The following is a 19,606-nucleotide window of genomic DNA, read 5'->3' as shown; positions in this document are numbered from 1 at the left end:
GGCCGTACGAGGCGGTATCGACCCCGCCATTGCTCAGGTTAGACTTGGCGGGCTGCCGCAACGAACGCCGCGATCCTGTCGATGTCCTTTACTCCGGGGACCGTCTCAACCCCGGACGACACGTCGACCGCCGTCAGTCCCGTGCGCCGCAGCGCTTCCGCCACCGTTTCCGGCGTGAGGCCGCCCGACAGCATGGTGCCTGCCGGCAAGTCCGCTCCGCACAGAAGACTCCAGTCGAACGCGAGACCATTACCGCCGGGCAGTGCGGCGTCTTTCGGCGGTTTGGCGTCTAAGAGGATGCGGTCGGCGGCGTGCGAATATTCGGCGATCGTCGCGAGATCAGCGCGTGTGGCCACGCCGAGTGCCTTCATCACCGGGAGCCCGGTCCGCGCGCGGATCGCTGCGACGCGCGCAGGGCTTTCGTGCCCGTGCAGTTGGATCAGGTCCGGATCCAGGGACGCGACCGCAGCGGCGACGAGGGTATCGTCGGGATCGACCAACAACACGACGCGCCCTGCCCTGCCCTTCGCGCGTCGCGACAGCACTGCCCCATGGTCGAGGGCGACATGGCGCGGGCTCCTCGAAAAATGCACGAAGCCGACGAGGTCGGCGCCCGCATCGAGGGCGGCATCGAGCGTCGGCTCGGTGCTGAGACCGCAGATCTTGACCTGTATGGGGGGCAACGGCCGGGTTCGAACCTCCGGCGCGATCAGCGCGGCGCCGGCAGGGCCGCACGGCCGCCGCCATAGGCGGGGCTGCCGGCGTCGGGACCGAACGTGCGGATCTGAGCGGTCTCGCGCTCCAGCTTCTCGCGCTCGCGGCGATGGTGGCGGGCGCTCGCGCGGGTCTTGCCCTGTCCGAGCCAGGCACCGATGCCGCCGACCAGGATGCCGACAGCCACGGCCGCGAAGACGATGGCGTAGAGCGGCAGCACGATGCTGAACGCCGGCTCGGGCGAGAACGGGTCGAAGGACAGCGTCACGGCGTTCCTGTTGGCCACGGCCAGGAGCAGCACGACGAGCGCAACGGGCAGCAGGATCAGGGCCTTGAGGAAGCGGATCATCTCGGGTCTCCGGCGGGCTTTTCGGGACGGCTCAGGATTAACCGACCGCTTCCGCGCCGATCCCCGCCTTGTTGAGGCGAAGGCGCATCTCCTTGCCCGTCTTGAACACGGGGATCGCCTTCTCGGACACGGCAACGGCTTCGCCCGTGCGCGGGTTGCGTCCGCGCCGCGCTTCACGACGCTTCACCGAGAAGGCGCCGAAGCCGCGCAGCTCGACCCGGTCGCCGCGGGCGAGGGCGTCGGCGATGGTGTCGAGGATCGCGTTGACCAGGGTCTCGACGTCGCGCTGGTAGAGATGGGGGTTCTGCTCGGCAATCTTGAGCACGAGTTCCGATTTGATCATGCGTCCGTCTTCCGAGGTCCGGTATGGGCGGGAGGCGCGGCTCGTCGCGATCAGGGCGCCGGGCGCCAGAGCACGAGGAGGCCTCCGCCGGCATAGCCTTCCGCCTCCGTGCCGACGGCGCGAAGCCGCGCTGCGAGCTCGTCGAGGCCGATCAGGGACGCGCTGGAGCCCAAAGCCGACCACAGGGTGAAGCCGCTGCCGGATTTCGGCTTCCAGTCCTTCACGGGGAGGTCCTTGGCGACCCCCCTGTTCGCCTCGAGCCACGCCACCGCCTGACGCTCGGCGCCGAGCTCGTCCACGAGCTTGAGCGGAATGCTCTGCCGGCCGGAGAAGACCCGGCCGTCGGTGACCTTGGCGAGTTCCTCGTCGTTCATGTGCCGGCGCTCGGCGACGAGCCCCTTGAACCAGCCGTAGGTGTCGGAGACGACAGAGGCGAGGGCGGCGCGGGCCTCGGGCGAGGTCGGGGTGAAACCCGACGGCTCGGCCTTGAGCGGCGAGGACTTGATCGACTCCATCTTGACGCCGACCTTGTCGAGCAGCCCCGACACTTCCGGGTACTGGAACAGCACGCCGATCGAGCCGACGAGCGCGGTCTCGCGCGCGACGATGTGGTCGGCCGCGATGGCCGTGATGTAGGCGCCCGACGCGGCGGTGCCGTCGACGAAGGCCACGATCGGCTTCTTCTCGGCGAGTGCGCGGAGGTTGCGGTAGAGTTCCTCTGAGCCGGTCGTCGTGCCGCCCGGCGAGGAGATCGAGACGACCACGCCCTTCACGGCGGCGGATTCGCCGACGCTCTTGATCAGCTTGGTGGTGGATTCACTGCCGGCGATGAAGCCGCCGATGGAAATCCGCGCGATCTGGCTCGGCGCCGCCGAGAAACCGAAGACCTCCGTGCCGACCCGGGCGCGATAGCCGACGGCTCCCACCGCCACGATCAGTCCGCCGATGCCGAGCACCCGCCATAGGGTGAGTTTGCGGCGCAAGCGCCGACGATCGATCAGAACTTCGGCGTCTGCGGCCATGCGACGGCTCACTCCTTCGCCTTCCGGCCTGTGCCGGCCGGTGCGCGCCCCGCGCCCCGGTGCCGTCGAAACGACGGATCAGGCGGCTTCGGGGCCGGTCAATTTTCGACTCGCTTACCGCAGCATCCCATGCGGAGCCGCGGTTTGCACTCAGTCTTTCCGGTAGGGCGATCCGAGCTGCCGCGAGGGTCAAGTCCTTGACCGGCATGGGCTCGCGGCGTTTCGCCCAACACCGGCGGGTGTTTTAGCCCCGGCGGCGGCGCGCGAGCAAGAGCCGTTCAGGAACGATACACTCGCGGTTGTCCTGCCGGACGCGCGCAACAACCGTAGCGACATTCAGATCGGCCGTTCGGCTCGGCGCCGAACGCGGGTGACGGCTGTTTCGAGATCCTCGGCATGCAAGCCCAACAGGGTCCAGAAACAAAAAAGCCCCGGGATCGGCGAACCGATCCCGGGGCGATCAGAGCTCGGACGAACTTACTCGTCGTCGCCCTTCTTCTTGTTGAAGGCCGCGCCGAGGATCTCGCCGAGCGAGGCACCGGAATCGGTCGAACCGAACTGGGCCATCGCCTCCTTCTCCTCGGCGACTTCGAGCGCCTTGATGGAGACCTGGACGCGGCGTGCCTTGCGGTCGAACTGCACGACGCGGGCATCGAACTTCTCGCCGGCGGCGAAACGCTCGGGGCGCTGGTCGCCGCGATCGCGGGCGAGTTCGGCGCGGCGGACGAAGGTGGTCATGTCGCTGTCGACGATCTTCGCCTCCAGGCCCGAATCCTTCACCTCGGTCACTTCGCAGGTCACGATCTGACCCTTCTTGAGGTCACCGGCCTCGGCGAAGGGATCGCCGCCGACCTGCTTGATGCCGAGCGAGATGCGCTCCTTCTCGACGTCGACGTCGAGAACCTGCGCCTTGACCATGTCGCCCTTCTTGAACTCCTCGATGACCTGCTCGCCGGGGCGCTGCCAATCGAGGTCCGAGAGGTGGACCATGCCGTCGACGTCGCCCTCGAGGCCGATGAAGAGACCGAACTCGGTCTTGTTCTTGACCTCGCCCTCGACCTCGGACCCGACGGGATGCTTCTCGTTGAAGGCCTCCCACGGGTTCTGCAGGGTCTGCTTGAGGCCGAGCGAGATGCGGCGCTTGACCGGATCGACCTCGAGGATCTGCACTTCCACTTCCTGAGAGGTGGAGACGATCTTGCCGGGGTGGACGTTCTTCTTGGTCCAGCTCATCTCGGAGACGTGGATCAGGCCCTCGATCCCCGGCTCCAGCTCCACGAAGGCGCCGTAATCGGTGATGTTGGTCACGCGGCCCTTGAGCTTGGCCTCGACCGGGTAGCGCTGGGCGATGCCCTCCCACGGATCGGCGAGCAGCTGCTTGATGCCGAGCGAGATGCGGTGGGTCTCGTGGTTGATCTTGATGATCTTGACCTTGACCGTGGCGCCGATCGCCACGACCTCGGACGGGTGGTTGACGCGGCGCCAGGCCATGTCGGTGACGTGCAGCAGGCCGTCGATGCCGCCGAGGTCGACGAAGGCGCCGTACTCGGTGATGTTCTTGACGACGCCGTCGATGACCTGACCCTCTTCGAGGTTGGCCACGAGCTCGGAGCGCTGCTCGGCGCGGCTCTCTTCGAGGACGGTGCGGCGCGACACGACGATGTTGCCGCGGCGGCGATCCATCTTGAGGATCTGGAAGGGCTGCGGCGTGCCGAGCAGCGGGGTCACGTCGCGCACGGGGCGGATGTCGACCTGGGAGCGCGGCAGGAACGCCACGGCGCCGTCGAGGTCGACGGTGTAACCGCCCTTGACCTGGTTGAAGATCGTGCCGGTGACGCGGTCGTTGTTCTCGAACGACTTCTCCAGCTTGACCCAGCTCTCTTCGCGGCGGGCCTTGTCGCGCGAGATGACGGCTTCGCCCAGCGCATTCTCGATGCGGTCGACATAGACTTCGACGACGTCGCCGACCTTGAGGTCGCCTTCACGGCCGGGGCCGTGGAATTCCTTGAGGGCGACACGGCCTTCCGTCTTGGCGCCGATGTCGATGACCGCGACATCCTTCTCGATGCCGACGACGGTACCCTTGACGACCGAACCCTCGGTGATCTCGTGTTCGAGGAAGGACTCTTCGAGCAGCGCGGCGAAATCGTCACGGCTCGGCGCGGTGTCGCGCGCGTTCAGACCTGCAGACATTCTCTCTCCTGAATGGCCTCTCGCGGAGGCCGGCGTCGGCGGCTCGTGTTGCGGAAGACCCTCTTCCTCGCCGCCCGGGAACCGAAACGGTCCGGGCTCACCCCCCGATCAAGAAGGGGCCGACGCATGCTCGATAAGCGATGGTCGAGGGCCGACCTCCCGGCGGACAGGAGGCGGTGCAATCCGCAACCTACGAATCCGATGGGAGAATCGGGCGAGTCATTACCCGACGAGCGGGTTTTTCGCAACACGCGCAGCGGTGAGTCGTCGCCCGTCATGCCCGCCGATCGCGACGTCGGCGAGATCGCCCGGGGACAGACGCGTCCCGAGGTCGTCGTCGAGCCGCACGGCCGTGAACGTCTCGGTGCGTCCGATGCCGCCTCGCTCCACCAGGATGCACCGGGTCTGCCCGACCTCGCCGTCGAGATGGTGGATCAAGGCCGAGGCACCGGCCTCGCGCAGTCGCGCAGCCCGTTCGCGCACCACGTCGCCCGCGACCTGCGGCATTCGTTCGGCCGGCGTGCCGGGGCGGGGCGAGTACGGGAAGACGTGGAGATGCGTCAGGCCGCATTCCGCGACGAGGTCGAGGGAGCGGGCGAACTGCGCCTCGGTCTCGGTCGGAAATCCCGCGATCAGGTCGGCGCCGAACACCGTCTCGGGACGCAGGCGGCGTACCTCCTCGCAGAAGCGGATCGCGTCGGCGCGGGTATGCCGGCGCTTCATCCGCTTGAGGATCAGGTCGTCGCCGGCCTGCAGCGAGAGGTGGAGATGCGGCATCAGCCGCGCCTCCCTCGCGAAGGCGTCGAGCAGGTCGTCATCCGCCTCGACCGAGTCGATCGAGGAGATCCGCAGGCGGGCGAGCTCCGGCACCGCGGACAGGATCGCCTTCACGAGGCGGCCGAGGGTGGGGTTCCCGTCGAGGTCGCGGCCGTAGGCGGTGAGATCGACGCCGGTCAGCACCACCTCGCGGCCGCCATGGGCGACGATGCGGCGAACCTGGGCCACGGCGTCGTCGAGGGGAACCGAGCGCGAGTTTCCGCGTCCGAACGGGATCACGCAGAAGGTGCAGCGGTGGTCGCAGCCGTTCTGCACCGGCACGAAGGACCGGGTGTGTCCGGCCATGCCAGTGATCCGCGTCGCATCCGTTTCGCGGGCCTGCATGACCGCGCCGATGCCGGGATCGTTCGCGGCGGGCGTCGCCCAGGTCTCGGGCTTGGTCTTGGAGGCGTTGCCCACGAGGCGGGCGACCTCCCGCATGCCGGCATAGGCTTGCGTCTCGATCTCCGCGCCGCAGCCGGTGACGACGATCTCGGCGTCGGGCCGCTCCCGCGCGAGCTTTCGGATCGCCTTGCGCGCCTGCCGGCCGGCTTCTGCCGTCACTGCACAGGTGTTGACGAGGACGAGATCGCGGTCGGCAGACGACCCGAGCGCATGGCTGCGCATCACCTCGGACTCGACGGTGTTGAGCCGGCAGCCGAAGGTGAGCGTCTCGACGCTCAAGGGGCGAGCCCGGAAAAGATCTCCGGCGCGAAGGTGCCCTCCCCTTCGAGGAAGACCGGGCCGGTCATCAGGACGTGGTCGTCGGCCCGCCATTCGACGGAGAGCTGGCCGCCGGGCAGGCTCACGGTGGCCTGCCGGCCGATCATGCGCAGCCGCGAGGCCGCGACCACCGTCGCGCAGGCGGCCGTGCCGCAGGCGAGCGTCAGGCCTGCACCCCGCTCCCAGACGCGCAGCTTGATGATGTCGCGGGCGACGACCTGGGCGATCGAGATGTTGGCGCGCTCCGGGAAGATCGGATGACCTTCGAGCATCGGCCCGATCTGTTCGAGGTCGTATGCCTCGGGATCGCGGTCGACGAAGAAGATCGCGTGTGGGTTGCCCATGCTGACCGCACCCGGCGAGTGCAGGATCGGATCGTCGATCGGGCCGATCTGCAATTCGATCCGGCGCGTGTCGGGGAAAGGATCGCGGAGCGGAATCTCGTCCCACTTGAGACGCGGCTTGCCCATGTCGACGGTGAAGCTGCGGTCGGCGACCCGCTTCACGCCGACGAGCCCCGCCTCGGTCTCCAGCGTCAGAGACCCGCACTCGACCGGACGCGCCATGGCGGGGTCGTCGAGCATGGCGAAGGCGACGCAGCGGGTGCCGTTGCCGCAGGCGCCGGCGCGGGAGCCGTCGGTGTTGTAGATCCTGAGATAGGCGTCGGTGCCGGGCGTGACGGCGTCGTGGAGCACCATCAACTGGTCGAAATGCGAGCGCGGATCTTCGGCGATGGCCTTCGCCTCCCGGCCGCTCACGATATGACGCGAGCTGCGCAGGTCGAGCACGACGATGGCGTTGCCGGCGCCGTGCATCTTCAGGAAGCGGTGATTGGCGAGTGCGGTCATGCGGGTGTGTGGGCGATCGCTGCGGTGACGGGTGCTCGGGCGACGGTTCGGGGATGGCCCGCGTATATGGCAAACCACGCCGCCCGACGCGAGGGCCGGGCCGGCATGCGCCATGCGTGCTGAACCGCAGCCTCGCGGAGCGACCGCATCGCCGCTAGCTTGGCGAGAACCGACGGCCCACGCGATTCGCGGGGGGCGTAGAGACCGGAGCGCTGCCTTTGACCCGACTTCGTCCCGTGACCGCTGCCGCTCTCGCGCTCGTGCTGGCCACCTCCTCGGCGAGGGCGGCAGAGCAGCCGGCGCCGCCGCCTTCCAACGCACCTTCCCCCGCCGAGGCGAACCCGCTCTCGACCACGACCGCGCCGGATACCTCCGCGAAGCCCGCCGGGACCGCAAACCCCGCGCCCGATAAATCGCTGGCGCCGCCCAGCGTCCCCGGAACGGCGCCGGCCCGCTCCTCTGCCGCGCCGGCGCGCCAGACCCTGGTGGCGCCGTCGGCCGAGGCGAACGACGTCGAAGAGGTCGCGCTCCCGGCCAAGCCCGCTGCGATCCTCTCGGGCAAGACGACCTGGGAGGAGGCGGTGGCGAGCCTGAAGGCCTCCTTCGCCAGGATGGAGGGCGAGCTTTCGAAAGCCGGCATCCGCCCGACGGGGCGCCCCCTCGCGGTCTTCACCAAGACCGAGGACAACGGCTTCCAGTACGAGGCGATGATTCCGATCGAGGCCGCACCCTCTTCCGGTCCGGCGTCGGGCGAGGGCCTGCATTTCGGCGCGACGCCCAGCGGCAAGGCGCTACGCTTCAAGCATTCCGGGTCCTACGACGAGATCAGCGGCACCTACGACACCCTGATCGCGTATTTCGACGCCAAGGACATCGCGGTGCAGGACCGCTTCATCGAGGAATACGTCACCGACCTCAGTGAATCCGCCGACGACAAGCTCGACATCAACATCTACGCCCTGCCGAAATGAGGTTTCGGAGCGAAAGGCGGTCGCCGGCTTTCGCTCCGATGCTTCCACATGGTGCTTTTGCGGATCGCAATGCCGCAGGCGGGAACGGGCATGACTCGTCGCGGATTCCGGCTCCATGCCAATCTCCTCCGCTCACACACGGCCTTCCCCCCGATCGCGCTTCGACCCGACCAGTTCCGACGAGGCGGATCGCCTCTCGGCCAAGGCTCTCGAGATCCACCGCCACCTCTGCGGGGTGTACGGCTGCCCGATCGCCTATTTCCATGATCTCGATCCGCTGAGCGAACTGGTCTCGTCGCTGCTCTCGCACCGGACGCGCAACGCCGATTCCGGCCGCGCCTTCAAGGCGCTGAGGGCACGTTGGCCGGACTGGGAACGGGTCATGGACGCCGATCCGGCGGAGATCGAGGCGACGATCCACGGCGTGACCTGGCCGGAGCTGAAGGCACCGCGCATCCGCGCAGTCCTCTCGGCGATTGCCGAGACGCGCGGCGCGTTGTCCCTGGATTTCCTGGCCGGCCTGAGCGTCGACGCGGCCCGCAACTGGCTCGAAGCGATTCCGGGCGTGGGCCCGAAGACGAGCGCGGCGGTGCTGTCGTTTTCGACCCTGCGCATGCCGGCCTTACCTGTCGACAGTCATCATCATCGGGTGGCGCAGCGGACCGGCCTGATCGGCGCGAGGACCGATGTCGGACCCTCGCACGCGATCCTGCGCGCCCAGCTTCCCGACGATTGGTCGGCACAGGCGCTCTACGACAATCACGAGGTTCTGATGCTGCATGGGCAGCACGTCTGCCACCACCGCAATCCGGCCTGCGGGCGCTGCGTCCTGCTCAGCCTGTGTCCCACCGGTCGCGCGCGGGAGCCGGCCGCGAACCTCACGGTGTCTTGAGCGCGATCGCCGCGCATCCTTGACCGTGCCGCGCACCGGGTGTCAGAACCCGGCCCTTCGATCGGGCGGTGGGCCGCTCCGGCGCATGGCTTGAAGGATCGCGCCGATGGCGGCGTTTTCGGAACTGGTATTTTCGGGCGTTCAGCCGACCGGAAACCTGCACCTCGGCAACTATCTCGGCGCGATCAAACGCTTCGTGGAGATGCAGGAGCGCGACGCGCAATGCCTCTACTGCGTCGTCGATCTGCACGCGATCACGCTCTGGCAGGACCCGGAGGCGCTGAAGGGCCAGATCCGCGAAGTCACGGCTGCGTTCCTCGCCGCCGGCATCGATCCCAAGCGCTCGATCGTGTTCAACCAGAGTCAGGTGCCGCAGCACGCCGAGCTGACCTGGATCCTCAACTGCGTGGCACGGCTCGGCTGGCTGAACCGCATGACCCAGTTCAAGGACAAGGCCGGCAAGGACCGCGAGGCCGCCTCGATCGGGCTCTACGATTATCCCGTGCTGATGGCCGCCGACATCCTCGCTTACCGCGCGACGCACGTCCCGGTCGGCGAGGACCAGAAGCAGCACCTCGAACTGACCCGCAACATCGCCCAGAAGTTCAACAACGACTTTTCGGGGTCGATCCTGGCTCACGGCCACGGTGAGTCCTTTTTCCCCATCACCGAACCGCTGATCGGCGGCCCGGCAGCGCGGGTCATGTCGCTCCGCGATGGTTCGAAGAAGATGTCGAAGTCGGACCCGTCCGACAATTCGCGCATCAACCTCACGGACGATGCCGACACGATCGCGCAGAAGGTGCGCAAGGCCAAGACCGATCCGGAGGCCCTGCCCTCCGAGGTCGCGGGCCTCGCGGGACGGCCGGAAGCGGACAACCTCGTCGGCATTTTTGCCGCGCTCCGCGGCATCACGCGCGAGGAGGTTTTGGCCGATTACGGCGGCTCTCAGTTCTCGACCTTCAAGCCGGCCCTGGTCGACCTCGCCGTCGAGAAGCTGGCGCCGATCGCCGGCGAGATGAAACGGCTGGTGGCCGATCCGGCTCACATCGACGCTGTGCTCGCCGAAGGCTCGGAGCGGGCCGAGGCGCTGGCTGCACCGACCCTCGACGCGGTCAAGGACATCGTCGGCTTCGTGCGGCGGGGGCCGGCTTTGCGGGCTGTGTGAGCCGATCAGCCGGCGCGGACTTCGGTGAATCCGCGCTGTCGTTTCGGGTCGTGGTTCTGGCAGGTGCGCTCAGCTTGAAGGGCCTGCGCCCGATGGACCGAAACCCTGATCAAGCCTCACCGCGCGCGACCAGCGCCTCGTATTCCGGCACTTCGAGCCGGCCTTCCTTGGCGACGCGGGCCTTGTCCTCGTCGCTGATCACGTCCCCGGCGAGATCGAGGCGCTTCCAGGCGGCCAGCGGCGTCTCCTTGTTCGGCGCCGGCACGTACTTGTTCTGCTGCAGCTTCTGGTACTTGTGGATGTAGCGCGGGCAGTTGACCCAGATCTTGGTGACATCGACTTTCACGAGATACTTCGCTTCGGTGTAGTCGGCCATCAGCGGGTGGTCGCGCAGCAGGCTGGCATGGCCCTGGACGCGGACGCGATGCGGCGTCTCGAAGTCGATGAAGAGTAGGCCGACCTTGGACTGACCCTCGACGTTGCCCATCGAGTAGAACATGCCATTGCCGTCGAAGCCGGGGAAGACCAACGTATGGTCGTCCAGCACCTTCACGAAGCCCGGCGCGCCGCCCTTGTAGGAGACGGTCGGCATCCCGTCGGGATCGACGGTGGACAGGAAGAACATGTCGCGGCTGCCGATGAAGCCGGCCTCGTCCTCCTTGACGGTCTCGTGAACCCATTGGGTGTCGAGCCGCTCTGCCAGCTTGGTGGTGCCGAACTCCTCCTGAAGCGCCCGGTGCGCGTCGAAATAGAGCGATGCCATCGTGTCCTCCTCCGGCCCGCTTCTTCTGAGAGGGCACCGAGAAGGCTTATCGCCGAAGTGGGAGGGTCATCGCAACGGTTTGGCCGCTCCTGCGCCGGACATGGAAAGGCCGATGCCGCTCGCGCGACACCGGCCGAGATCCTATCGCCGAGGCCGAGCGAAGCCCGGCCTCAACTCCGAAAAGATCAATTCTTGGACTTGTCGACGAGGGCCTTCTCCGAAATCCACGGCATCATGCCGCGCAGCTTGGCGCCGACCTCCTCGATCGGGTGACGGGCGAGCTTGGCGCGAGTGGCCTTGAACGAGGTCTGGCCGACCTTGTTCTCCAGCATCCAGTCGCGGGTGAACTTGCCGGACTGGATGTCATCCAGCACGCGCTTCATCTCGGCCTTGGTCTCGGCAGTGACGATGCGCGGGCCGGTGACGTATTCGCCGTATTCGGCGGTGTTCGAGATCGAGTAGTTCATGTTGGCGATGCCGCCCTCGTAGATGAGGTCGACGATCAGCTTCACCTCGTGCAGGCACTCGAAATAGGCCATCTCGGGGGCGTAGCCGCCCTCGACCAGGGTCTCGAAGCCGGCCTTGATGAGCTCGACGAGGCCGCCGCAGAGCACGGCCTGCTCGCCGAACAGGTCGGTCTCGCACTCCTCCTTGAAGGTGGTCTCGATGATGCCGGCGCGGCCGCCGCCATTAGCCGAGGCGTAGGACAGGCCGAGGTCGTGGGCGTTGCCCGAGGCATCCTGGGCGATGGCGATGAGCGTCGGCACGCCGCCGCCCTTGAGGTACTCGCCGCGCACGGTGTGGCCGGGGCCCTTGGGGGCGACCATGAGCACGTCGAGGTCCTTGCGGGGCTCGATCAGGTTGAAGTGGACGTTGAGGCCGTGGGCGAACAGGAGGGCGGCGCCCTGCTTCATGTTGCCCTCGAGCGACTCCTTGTAGATGTCCCCCTGCAATTCGTCGGGGGTGAGCATCATCACGACGTCGGCCTGCTTGGCAGCGTCGGCGACGTTCATCACCGTGAAGCCCTCGTGCTCCGCCTTCTTGGCGGTGGCGGAGCCCTCGCGCAGCGCGATGACGATGCCCTTCACGCCGGAATCACGGAGGTTGAGCGCGTGGGCGTGGCCCTGGCTGCCGTAGCCGACGATGACGACCTTCTTGCCCTTGATCAGGTTCAGGTCGGCGTCGCGATCGTAATAAACCCGCATGTCTTTTGTCCTTTTACCGAAGTGGAAGTTGCTGACGTTGGGGCTGGCCGTAGAGGGCCAGGAACTGCTCCACCGCGCTGGCGGCGTCGCGTCTGATCGTGGCGGCGTCGAAATCGATCGCATCGCCGAGCAGAAGTCTGATCTGGACGTCGCGGCCGACGAGGCCGAAGAACGTCCGGAAGGCGGTCTCGCTGTCGTCGAAAGCCAGAAGCCCGGCCTCGCGCCCCGCCTCCAAGAGCGGCTTCAGGCGGTCACCGATGGCGAAGCGTCCGTTCGCTAGGACGATGCTGCCGAGATTGCTTTTTCGCGACGCTGCGTCGCCGATGGCGATACGGTTCAGCGCGATCGACGCGGAACTCGAAATCACCTCCAGCCACGTCGTCGCGAAATCCCGCAAGCTCTCGCTCAGCGTGGCGACATCGAGCGCGCGGGCCTCGAAGCGGCCGGCGCGGACCCGAGAGGCCTGCCACTGCACCGTCGCGGTCAGCAGGCCGTCGCGGTCACGAAACCACTTGTAGAGCGTCTCCTTCGAGCAGCTGGCACGGCGCGCGACGGCGTCCATGGTGAGCTGATCGCCCGCCTCCACCATCAATCCGAGCACCGCGTCGAGCACGGCCTGCTGGCGGGCGGACGGGGTCGTGGTCTCGATGGCGGGGCCTGATTCCATTGCGTTCTAGAAGCCGTACCGTACCGTACGGTTCGGCTCTTAGGCGGATTTGGAGGAGACTGCAAGCGGCGCTGTCAGGCTGGAAGCGTCAGCCCTTCGCGCGCCAGAACGGCCTGCACCGCCGGCCGCGCCGTGACGCGGCGGGCATGAGCGGTCCAGGCCGGGAAGCGACCGGCCATGTCGAAGCGCAGACACGGCCCGCCGCCCCAGTTCCAGAACACCAGCAGGTAGGCATCGACCACGCCGTAGCGCTCGCCGACAGCCCAGCCGCCGTTCGAGAGCTTCACCTCGGTCATGGTGGCGAGGTCGCCGTAGGTGTCGGCGCCCTTGGCGCGGATCGCGTCGAGGTCCTCGTCGTCGTCGGAGTAGCGCGACGGGGTATGCGCCTGCGCAAACGCGACGTGGTGATTGGTGGCGAGCCAGGCGAGCCATTCGTCGGCGACGGCCTGCTCGCGCGGATCCTCGGGCCAGAGCCCGGCTTCCGGATGCGAGCGGGCGACGTGGCGCAGGATCGCCTGGGTCTCCGTGAGCACCCAGCCATCCTCCCAGAGCGCCGGCACCCGGCCGCGCTCGTTGACGGCGAGGTATTCCGGTGCGCGCTGGCCGCCCTTGGCGAGGTCGATCCGCACGGTCTCGAAGGGCGTGCCGGTTTCTTCGAGGGCGATGTGCGCGGCGAGGGAGCAGGTGCCGGGGGCGTAGTAGAGGGTGCGGGCGGTCACGGTGCCGATCCCGAAAACTCCGCGTCCGTGACCGCTCCGATCAACAACGCCACCTTGAGGCGGATCTCTGCAAGCACCGACGCCGGCACGGCTCCGACGCGCCGAAAACCGCGCGACGATCGATCGACGCAGCGGATCTGATCGGCGAGCACGGCTCCGGCGACCGGGAGGCCTGCAGGCAGGATGACCTTGGTGGGCCAAGGCCGCGTATAGCTCGTGATCGGGCAGATGATTGCTGTCGCGTTCCGCTGATGAAACGCGCTGTCGGTCAGGACGACGGCCGGTCGGACGCCGGCCTGTTCATGACCCTTGGTCGGCCTCAGATCGACCCAGACCAAGTCTCCTGAAGACAGCAACGGCTCATCGACTGTCGTCGTCATCAATGATCTCGGCGCCGACGTCCGGACCCCATTCGACCAACGCTGGCCGATGGGACGGACCGAGCCGGTCCATCTCGGCGACCATGTCCGCGAGCGTGTAGGCGGGCCGGCCATTCTCGTAACGAGGGCCGCCCGGGGTGTCGGCCGGACGTCCCGAACTCCCGGCATCTGGTTTCGCCACGACCTCCACCGTCTGCCCCTCGCTCAACCCGTGCTGCTCGGCTTCCTCGGCCGAGAGGCGCACGGCGAGGTCGTCACCCCACCGAATGACCTTCGCTTCCATGACGGAACTCCGGAACTGATCGGGGCTCAGACTGTCACGAAAGCGCGTTCAGAGCGCCTCCGCCCCCCGCTCCATCGCCGCGATCCCGGTGCGCGAGATCTCGACCAAGCCGATCACGCTGAGAAGCCGGATGAAGCGGTCGACCTCCTCGGTCGTGCCGGTCAGCTCGAACACGAAGGAGTTGAGCGTGGCATCGAGGGTGCGCGCGCCGAAGGCGGCGGCGAGCGTCAGGGCCTCGCTGCGGTGGTCGCCGGTGCCGGCGACCTTCACGAGGCAGAGTTCGCGCTCCAGTGCCCGGCCCTGCAGGGTCAGGTCGACGACGCGGTGGACCGGGACGAGCCGGTTCAGCTGCGCCTTGATCTGCTCGATCACCACGTCGGTGCCGGTGGTGACGATGGTGAAGCGTGAGATATGGCGCGCCTCCTCCGTCTCCGAGACCGTCAGGCTCTCGATGTTGTAGCCGCGGCCCGAGAACATCCCGGCGATGCGTGCCAGTACGCCGGGTTCGTTGTCGGCGATCACGGCCAGGGTGTGCCGGGCCTTGGTCTCGAACCGGGTCGGCTCGGGGTAATGCGTGTTCATGGCGTTCATCGCCGTTCTCCCAGGGCGCTCGTTACACCAACGGCCGTCTCTATCGACATCTTCTGCATTCGGCCGTTGGCAAGCGCGAATGCGCGCCGCCACCCGTGTGGCGGACGTCCTCGACCGCGAGCGGTCGAGGACAGCACATGAATCAGACCAGCATCTTGCCCGCGTCCGAGATCACGTCGCCGATCTCGACTCCGGTCTCGCCGAGGTAGTCGGAGAGCAGCATCTCGTTGTGCGCCTTGCCCGAGGGAATCATCGGGAAGCAGTTTTCCTTCTTGTCGACGACGCAGTCGAAGATCACCGGGCCGTCGTAGTCGAGCATCTCCTGGATCGCCGCGTCGAGTTCGCCCGGCTTCTCGCAGCGGATGCCCTTGGCCCCGTAGGCCTCGGCGAGCTTCACGAAGTCCGGCAGGCTCTCCGAATAGCTCTGCGAGTAGCGCGAGCCGTGCAGCAGCTCCTGCCACTGGCGCACCATGCCCATGTATTCGTTGTTCAGGATGAAGATCTTGATCGGCAGGCGATACTGCACGGCCGTCGACATTTCCTGCATGTTCATCAGGATCGAGGCCTCGCCGGCGATATCGATGACGAGTCCGTCCGGGTTGGCGAGCTGCGTGCCGATGGCGGCAGGCAGGCCGTAGCCCATGGTGCCGAGGCCGCCTGAGGTCATCCAGCGGTTCGGCTCCTCGAACTTGAAGTACTGCGCCGCCCACATCTGATGCTGGCCGACCTCCGTCGTGATGAAGGTCTTGCGGTCCTTGCACGCCTCGTAGAGCCGCTGGACCGCGTATTGCGGCTTGATGATCGTCCCCGACGGCCAGTAGGCGAGGCACTCGCGCGCCTTCCAAGTGTGGATCTTGGCGAACCACTCGTCGAGCCGGCCCTTGTCCGGCTGCTTCGGCAGGGCCCGCCAATCGGCCAGCATGTCCTCCAGCACCGAGGCGCAATCGCCGACGATGCCGATATCGGCGCGCACGACCTTGTTGATCGAGGAGGCGTCGACGTCGATGTGGATCTTCTTCGAGAACGGCGCGAAGGCGTCGAGCCGGCCGGTGATGCGGTCGTCGAAGCGCGCCCCGACGCAGATGATCAGGTCGCTGTCGTGCATCGCGAGGTTGGCCTCGTAGGTCCCGTGCATGCCGAGCATGCCGAGGAACCTGTCGTCCGAGGCCGGGAAGCAACCGAGCCCCATCAGGGTCGAGGTGACCGGGAAGCCGGTCTCGGCCACCAGCTCACGCAGCAACCTTGTCGCCTCGGGCCCGGAATTGATCACGCCGCCGCCGGTATAGAACACCGGACGCCGGGCGCTCGCCATCAGTTCGACGGCCGCCCTGATCCGCTCGCCGTCGCCCTTGAAGGCCGGGTGATAGGTCTTGTGGCCGTCCTCGGTCGGGCGCTCATAGAGGCCGCTCGCGAACTGGATGTCCTTGGGCAGGTCGATGACGACCGGGCCGGGGCGTCCGTGCGAGGCGATGTAGAAGGCCTCGTGCAGGATGCGCGGCAGGTCCTCGATCGAGCGGACGAGGTAGTTGTGCTTCGTGCAGTGGCGGGTGATGCCGACCGTGTCGCATTCCTGGAACGCGTCGGTGCCGATCAGGTGACTCGGGACCTGCCCGGTGATCGCGACGATCGGGATCGAATCCATCATCGCGTCGGTCAGGCCGGTGACGATGTTGGTGGCGCCGGGGCCGGAGGTGACGAGGACGCAGCCGACCTTGCCCGACGAGCGGGCGTAGCCCTCCGCCGCGTGGATCGCGCCCTGCTCGTGGCGCACCAGCACGTGCTTGATCTGCTCTTCGCCGAAGAGCGCATCGTAGATCGGCAGCACCGCACCGCCCGGATAGCCGAACAGGGTGTCGACGCCCTGGTCCTGGAAAGCCCGGATGACCATCTGGGCCCCGGTCATGACCTCGCCGCTCATCGTCTCCTCCATCATCCCGTTCGAACCGCGCCGGCCCCTCGGGGCGAGCACGGCTTCCATTCCGTTGCCGGTCGCGATCTCGTCACGCGTACCGTGTCCACTTCGCTCGAGATCGCTCCTCGCGTGCGACGACCCTGGCTTTCGGCAACAAAAAAGGGCCCCGAGGGACCCTGCATGCGCCACCGACCGGGTCTGCGGGCTCCGTTAAGCCCGCCCCGTCCGTGGCGCTTCCGCTACGATGAGAACCGTACGCATTTGAAAAATAGACCCGTCTCGAAGTCGAGCGGTTCGTGTAGTCGAAGGCCGCGGGAGCGTCAACGGCACAATCGAGCCTTCGATACCTCAGGAGCCGAGAGCCGATCGGCGACCGATTGCGCTTCTGCGGCCGAGACCGAACCTTCGGGCCGCGCCGAGATTGTCGCGACGGCAGGGCGACCCTATCTCGGCCGTACGCCTCGGCCACAAGGAGCATCGGTGGCGCTGCCCTCGACCACGACGTATCTCGTCCTCGACGTGGCAGGCACGCCCTGCGCCCTGCCGCGAGAGGCCGTCCGCGAGATCTTGCCCCTGCCGCACCTGCATGCGCCGCCCACCGCCGGCGGGCCGTTGGCCGGCTTCCTCAATTTCGGTGGCGCGCCCCTGCCCGTCCTCGATCTCGCCCGGTTGCTCGGGCTGCGCGACGCCGCGCCTCCCGACCCCTATCGTCATGTCCTGCATGCCGCCGACGGCAGCCTCGCGCTTCTCGTCGACCGTGTGGTCGACGTGGTGCAGGTCGGCGCCGATGCCATACGCCCGGTCGCCGACGGGCATACGTTCAACGGCTGCGTCGAGGCCGAGATCGCCCTCGGCGACCGTCTCGTCCACGCCCTGTCCATGGCGCATATCCTGACCGTCGAGGAGCGGGAGCGCGTCGCCCTGCTCGGCCGCCGTGCGGCGGAGCGGCTCGCCGCCTTCGACGCGCCGTCGGCGGCTTGAGGCGAGCGATCGTGCCCTTCGATCAGATCCGCCGCAGGCGCGTGTCGGAAGCGGCGGCGGACCCTGCCTTTCCCGCTCTGAAGGCGCGGGTGATCGCGCGCACCGCCCACCACTACTACGCCGACAAGGACGACCTGCTCTTCGACCGTCTCGTCAAGCGCTTCAAGGCGCTGAAACTGGCCGATTCGGCGGGCTATCTCGCCTATCTCGACGGAGCCGGCGGCCGTGAGGAATGGACGGCGCTCGAGGCCGAGATCACCATCGGCGAGACCTTCTTCTTCCGCTACGCCGAGCAGTTCGCGGCGCTGCGGGAGCAGATCCTGCCCGCACTCGTCGCAGCGCGGCGCGAGGAGCGCACCCTGCGCATCTGGAGCGCCGGCTGCTCGACGGGGGCGGAGCCCTACTCGATCGCGATCCTGCTGCACGAACTGCTCGGGCCGGACCTCGCCGATTGGGATGTCGGCATCGTCGGCACCGACATCAGCGCCGCGGCCCTAGCCACCGCCCGCTCCGGCGAGTTCGGCCGCTGGGCGCTGCGCACGATGCCCACCGAAGACCGCCTGCGCTGGTTCCGGCCCATCGCGCCCCAGCCGGGCGCGACCCGCGAGGGCGGCTATCGCCTGCGCCAGGAATTTCGCGAGATGGTGCGGTTCGAGCGCCGCAACCTGATGGGCCTGATCGATGGAAGCGTGCCCGCGACCTTCGCCGGCTTCGACCTGATCCTCTGCAGGAACGTGCTGATCTACTTCAGCGCCGAGCATGTGCTCGGCATGATGCGCGGCTTCGCCGACCGGCTCCGGCCCGGCGGCTGGCTGTTGATCGGCCATGCCGAGCCGAACCCCGCCTTCGATGCCTGGCTCAGCCCGGTCGCGCTGCCCGGCACCGCCGCCTACCGCCGCCGGGACGAGCCGGCGCTGCAGCCGGCCGGCGATCGCCGGGCCTGGGACTATTCTTCCACCCTCCCGGCTTCGGAGGCGCCGGTCGCAGGCGCTTGCGACGCGCTGCCGCAGGTCGTCACGCTCGATCCGATCCCCCTGCCCGTCCCGGATCCGGTCGTCCCGGCGACGGCCCTGCCCCTTCCCTCCCCGGAGGACTTGCTGCCCCGGATCCGCGCCCTCGCGGATGCGGGCGACACGGGCGAAGCTTGGCGCCTGCTGCGCGATGCCCTCGACGCCGACCCGACCGCGGCGCCCCTGCGCTACTATGAGGGCCTTCTCGCCCGCAGCCTCGGCCGCGAGGTGGAGGCTGAGCGGGCCTTGCGCGGCGCGCTCTTCCTCGACCGCGACTTCGTCATGGCCCATCTCCAGCTCGGCCTGATGCTGTCGTCGCTGGGCCGGCGTGCAGCCGCAATCCGAGCCCTCGACAACGCCCTGCGCCTCGCGCAAGGACTGGACCCGGATGCGGTCCTTCCCGAAGGAGACGGCGTGACGGCGGGCGATTTCGTGGTGACGGTACGCCGCGCGCTCGACGATCTCGGGCGGGTGCCGCGGTGAGCGAGACCGAGCGCCATCGCGCCCTGCTCGACCAGCGTTCGGCGGCTCTGGCTGCGCGCGGCCTTGCCGAGCGGCATCTCGGTGCGCGCGCGGACTTCCTGGTCTGCGCCGTGGGTGCCGAGCATTACGGATTTCCGATTGCGGCGACGGCGGCCGTGATGCCCGGGCGGCCCTGCACGGCGGTTCCCGGAGCACCCGCCGCCCTGCGCGGGATCGTTGCCCATGCCGGGATCATCGTCAGCGTCATCGATCTCGCCCACGTGCTGGGCCTCGGCCGCAACGGCGAGACCGTCGGCCAAGGCCACTTCCTGCGGCTCAGGGTCGACGGCCCGCCCGTTGCGCTCGCCGTCGATCGGGTCATCGGTCTGGCCAGCGTGGAGGCCGGCGCGATCGAGGCGCCCCCGCTGGTGGATGGCCGCGACGGCTTGGGCGCGGAGGCGGTTTCGGGCTATGCACCGGCGGGCTCGGATCGCGGCGGCTCCGTAAGCGACGGTTTCGCCATCATCGACCTGCAGCGCCTGCTGCGCCCATTCCTGTCCTGATGCGCTCGCGCGCGACGCCCGGAGCCTGACG

Annotated in this window: 21 protein-coding genes; 6 read left to right on the top strand and 15 right to left on the bottom strand. The window is 68.0% G+C overall.

What is annotated here, in order from left to right; genetic code table 11:
* Positions 1 to 38: 38 nt before the first annotated feature.
* From MFF07_RS05030 to dapF, 7 genes are all read right to left on the bottom strand, one after another.
* A complete protein-coding gene (locus tag MFF07_RS05030) occupies positions 39 to 683 on the bottom strand; it encodes a phosphoribosylanthranilate isomerase (RefSeq protein ID WP_147814896.1) in 645 nt (214 codons plus the stop codon).
* 26 nt (positions 684 to 709) lie between these two features.
* Positions 710 to 1,063, bottom strand: a complete 354-nt coding sequence (locus MFF07_RS05025; protein ID WP_238230856.1) for a lipopolysaccharide assembly protein LapA domain-containing protein — start codon at positions 1,061 to 1,063, stop codon at positions 710 to 712.
* A 37-nt stretch (positions 1,064 to 1,100) separates the two neighbouring features.
* A complete protein-coding gene (locus tag MFF07_RS05020; RefSeq protein ID WP_147814900.1) occupies positions 1,101 to 1,406 on the bottom strand; it encodes an integration host factor subunit beta in 306 nt (101 codons plus the stop codon).
* A 50-nt stretch (positions 1,407 to 1,456) separates the two neighbouring features.
* Positions 1,457 to 2,428, bottom strand: coding sequence for a signal peptide peptidase SppA (sppA, locus tag MFF07_RS05015; protein WP_147814902.1), 972 nt, complete (start codon positions 2,426 to 2,428; stop codon positions 1,457 to 1,459).
* Between the two features lie 477 nt (positions 2,429 to 2,905).
* Positions 2,906 to 4,621: a 30S ribosomal protein S1 gene (gene rpsA / locus MFF07_RS05010; RefSeq protein WP_147814904.1), complete on the bottom strand. Its 1,716-nt coding sequence runs from the start codon at positions 4,619 to 4,621 to the stop codon at positions 2,906 to 2,908.
* A 222-nt stretch (positions 4,622 to 4,843) separates the two neighbouring features.
* Positions 4,844 to 6,121: a tRNA (N(6)-L-threonylcarbamoyladenosine(37)-C(2))-methylthiotransferase MtaB gene (gene mtaB, locus MFF07_RS05005; RefSeq protein ID WP_147814906.1), complete on the bottom strand. Its 1,278-nt coding sequence runs from the start codon at positions 6,119 to 6,121 to the stop codon at positions 4,844 to 4,846.
* The gene (dapF, locus tag MFF07_RS05000; RefSeq protein ID WP_147814908.1) at positions 6,118 to 7,008 is read right to left on the bottom strand and encodes a diaminopimelate epimerase; all 891 of its coding nucleotides are present in this window, start codon (positions 7,006 to 7,008) and stop codon (positions 6,118 to 6,120) included. Before dapF ends, mtaB begins: the two co-directional genes overlap by 4 nt.
* A 218-nt stretch (positions 7,009 to 7,226) precedes the next feature.
* Here dapF and MFF07_RS04995 point away from each other — a divergent pair, with 218 nt between their 5' ends.
* The 3 genes from MFF07_RS04995 to trpS all read left to right on the top strand — a co-directional run bounded on the left by MFF07_RS04995 (position 7,227) and on the right by trpS (position 10,039).
* Positions 7,227 to 7,979 (top strand): GyrI-like domain-containing protein, encoded by a 753-nt coding sequence (locus tag MFF07_RS04995; protein ID WP_147814910.1) that lies wholly within the window; start codon positions 7,227 to 7,229, stop codon positions 7,977 to 7,979.
* Positions 7,980 to 8,094: 115 nt separating this feature from the next.
* A complete protein-coding gene (locus MFF07_RS04990) occupies positions 8,095 to 8,871 on the top strand; it encodes an endonuclease III domain-containing protein (protein ID WP_147814912.1) in 777 nt (258 codons plus the stop codon).
* Between the two features lie 106 nt (positions 8,872 to 8,977).
* Positions 8,978 to 10,039 (top strand): tryptophan--tRNA ligase, encoded by a 1,062-nt coding sequence (gene trpS, locus MFF07_RS04985; RefSeq protein ID WP_147814914.1) that lies wholly within the window; start codon positions 8,978 to 8,980, stop codon positions 10,037 to 10,039.
* 109 nt (positions 10,040 to 10,148) lie between these two features.
* Here the strand turns inward: trpS and MFF07_RS04980 are convergent, their stop codons facing one another.
* From MFF07_RS04980 to MFF07_RS04945, 8 genes are all read right to left on the bottom strand, one after another.
* Positions 10,149 to 10,802: a pyridoxamine 5'-phosphate oxidase family protein gene (locus tag MFF07_RS04980; protein ID WP_147814916.1), complete on the bottom strand. Its 654-nt coding sequence runs from the start codon at positions 10,800 to 10,802 to the stop codon at positions 10,149 to 10,151.
* Positions 10,803 to 10,987: 185 nt separating this feature from the next.
* Positions 10,988 to 12,007 (bottom strand): ketol-acid reductoisomerase, encoded by a 1,020-nt coding sequence (ilvC, locus tag MFF07_RS04975; RefSeq protein ID WP_147814918.1) that lies wholly within the window; start codon positions 12,005 to 12,007, stop codon positions 10,988 to 10,990.
* Positions 12,008 to 12,020: 13 nt separating this feature from the next.
* Positions 12,021 to 12,674 (bottom strand): TetR/AcrR family transcriptional regulator C-terminal domain-containing protein, encoded by a 654-nt coding sequence (locus MFF07_RS04970; RefSeq protein ID WP_147814920.1) that lies wholly within the window; start codon positions 12,672 to 12,674, stop codon positions 12,021 to 12,023.
* Positions 12,675 to 12,748: 74 nt separating this feature from the next.
* A complete protein-coding gene (locus MFF07_RS04965; RefSeq protein ID WP_147814922.1) occupies positions 12,749 to 13,393 on the bottom strand; it encodes a glutathione S-transferase family protein in 645 nt (214 codons plus the stop codon).
* On the bottom strand, positions 13,390 to 13,773 hold the full coding sequence (locus MFF07_RS04960; RefSeq protein ID WP_147814924.1) for a type II toxin-antitoxin system PemK/MazF family toxin: 384 nt from the start codon (positions 13,771 to 13,773) through the stop codon (positions 13,390 to 13,392). The genes MFF07_RS04965 and MFF07_RS04960 overlap by 4 nt, the downstream gene beginning before the upstream one ends.
* Entirely contained in the window at positions 13,754 to 14,056 is a 303-nt protein-coding gene (locus MFF07_RS04955) for an AbrB/MazE/SpoVT family DNA-binding domain-containing protein (protein WP_147814926.1), read from the bottom strand. The genes MFF07_RS04960 and MFF07_RS04955 overlap by 20 nt, the downstream gene beginning before the upstream one ends.
* A 48-nt stretch (positions 14,057 to 14,104) precedes the next feature.
* Positions 14,105 to 14,647 carry an acetolactate synthase small subunit gene (gene ilvN, locus MFF07_RS04950; RefSeq protein ID WP_147814928.1) on the bottom strand — a complete coding sequence of 181 codons (543 nt, stop codon included), beginning with the start codon at positions 14,645 to 14,647 and terminating at the stop codon, positions 14,105 to 14,107.
* Between the two features lie 142 nt (positions 14,648 to 14,789).
* The gene (locus MFF07_RS04945) at positions 14,790 to 16,565 is read right to left on the bottom strand and encodes an acetolactate synthase 3 large subunit (RefSeq protein ID WP_147814930.1); all 1,776 of its coding nucleotides are present in this window, start codon (positions 16,563 to 16,565) and stop codon (positions 14,790 to 14,792) included.
* Positions 16,566 to 17,039: 474 nt separating this feature from the next.
* On the opposite strand from MFF07_RS04945, the gene MFF07_RS04940 reads away from it, so the two are divergent.
* From MFF07_RS04940 to MFF07_RS04930, 3 genes are read left to right on the top strand one after another with little or no spacing between them, the layout of a single operon-like run.
* Positions 17,040 to 17,540, top strand: a complete 501-nt coding sequence (locus MFF07_RS04940; RefSeq protein WP_238230854.1) for a chemotaxis protein CheW — start codon at positions 17,040 to 17,042, stop codon at positions 17,538 to 17,540.
* A gap of 11 nt (positions 17,541 to 17,551) precedes the next feature.
* Complete coding sequence (locus MFF07_RS04935; RefSeq protein ID WP_238230850.1) at positions 17,552 to 19,033, top strand: CheR family methyltransferase; 1,482 nt, start codon at positions 17,552 to 17,554, stop codon at positions 19,031 to 19,033.
* Complete coding sequence (locus tag MFF07_RS04930) at positions 19,030 to 19,575, top strand: chemotaxis protein CheW (protein WP_147818278.1); 546 nt, start codon at positions 19,030 to 19,032, stop codon at positions 19,573 to 19,575. The genes MFF07_RS04935 and MFF07_RS04930 overlap by 4 nt, the downstream gene beginning before the upstream one ends.
* Positions 19,576 to 19,606 lie beyond the last annotated feature (31 nt).

Source organism: Methylobacterium thuringiense, from assembly GCF_022179645.1.
Classification (GTDB): Bacteria; Pseudomonadota; Alphaproteobacteria; order Rhizobiales; family Beijerinckiaceae; genus Methylobacterium; species Methylobacterium thuringiense.
This window is presented reverse-complemented; position numbering and strand designations above follow the sequence as displayed.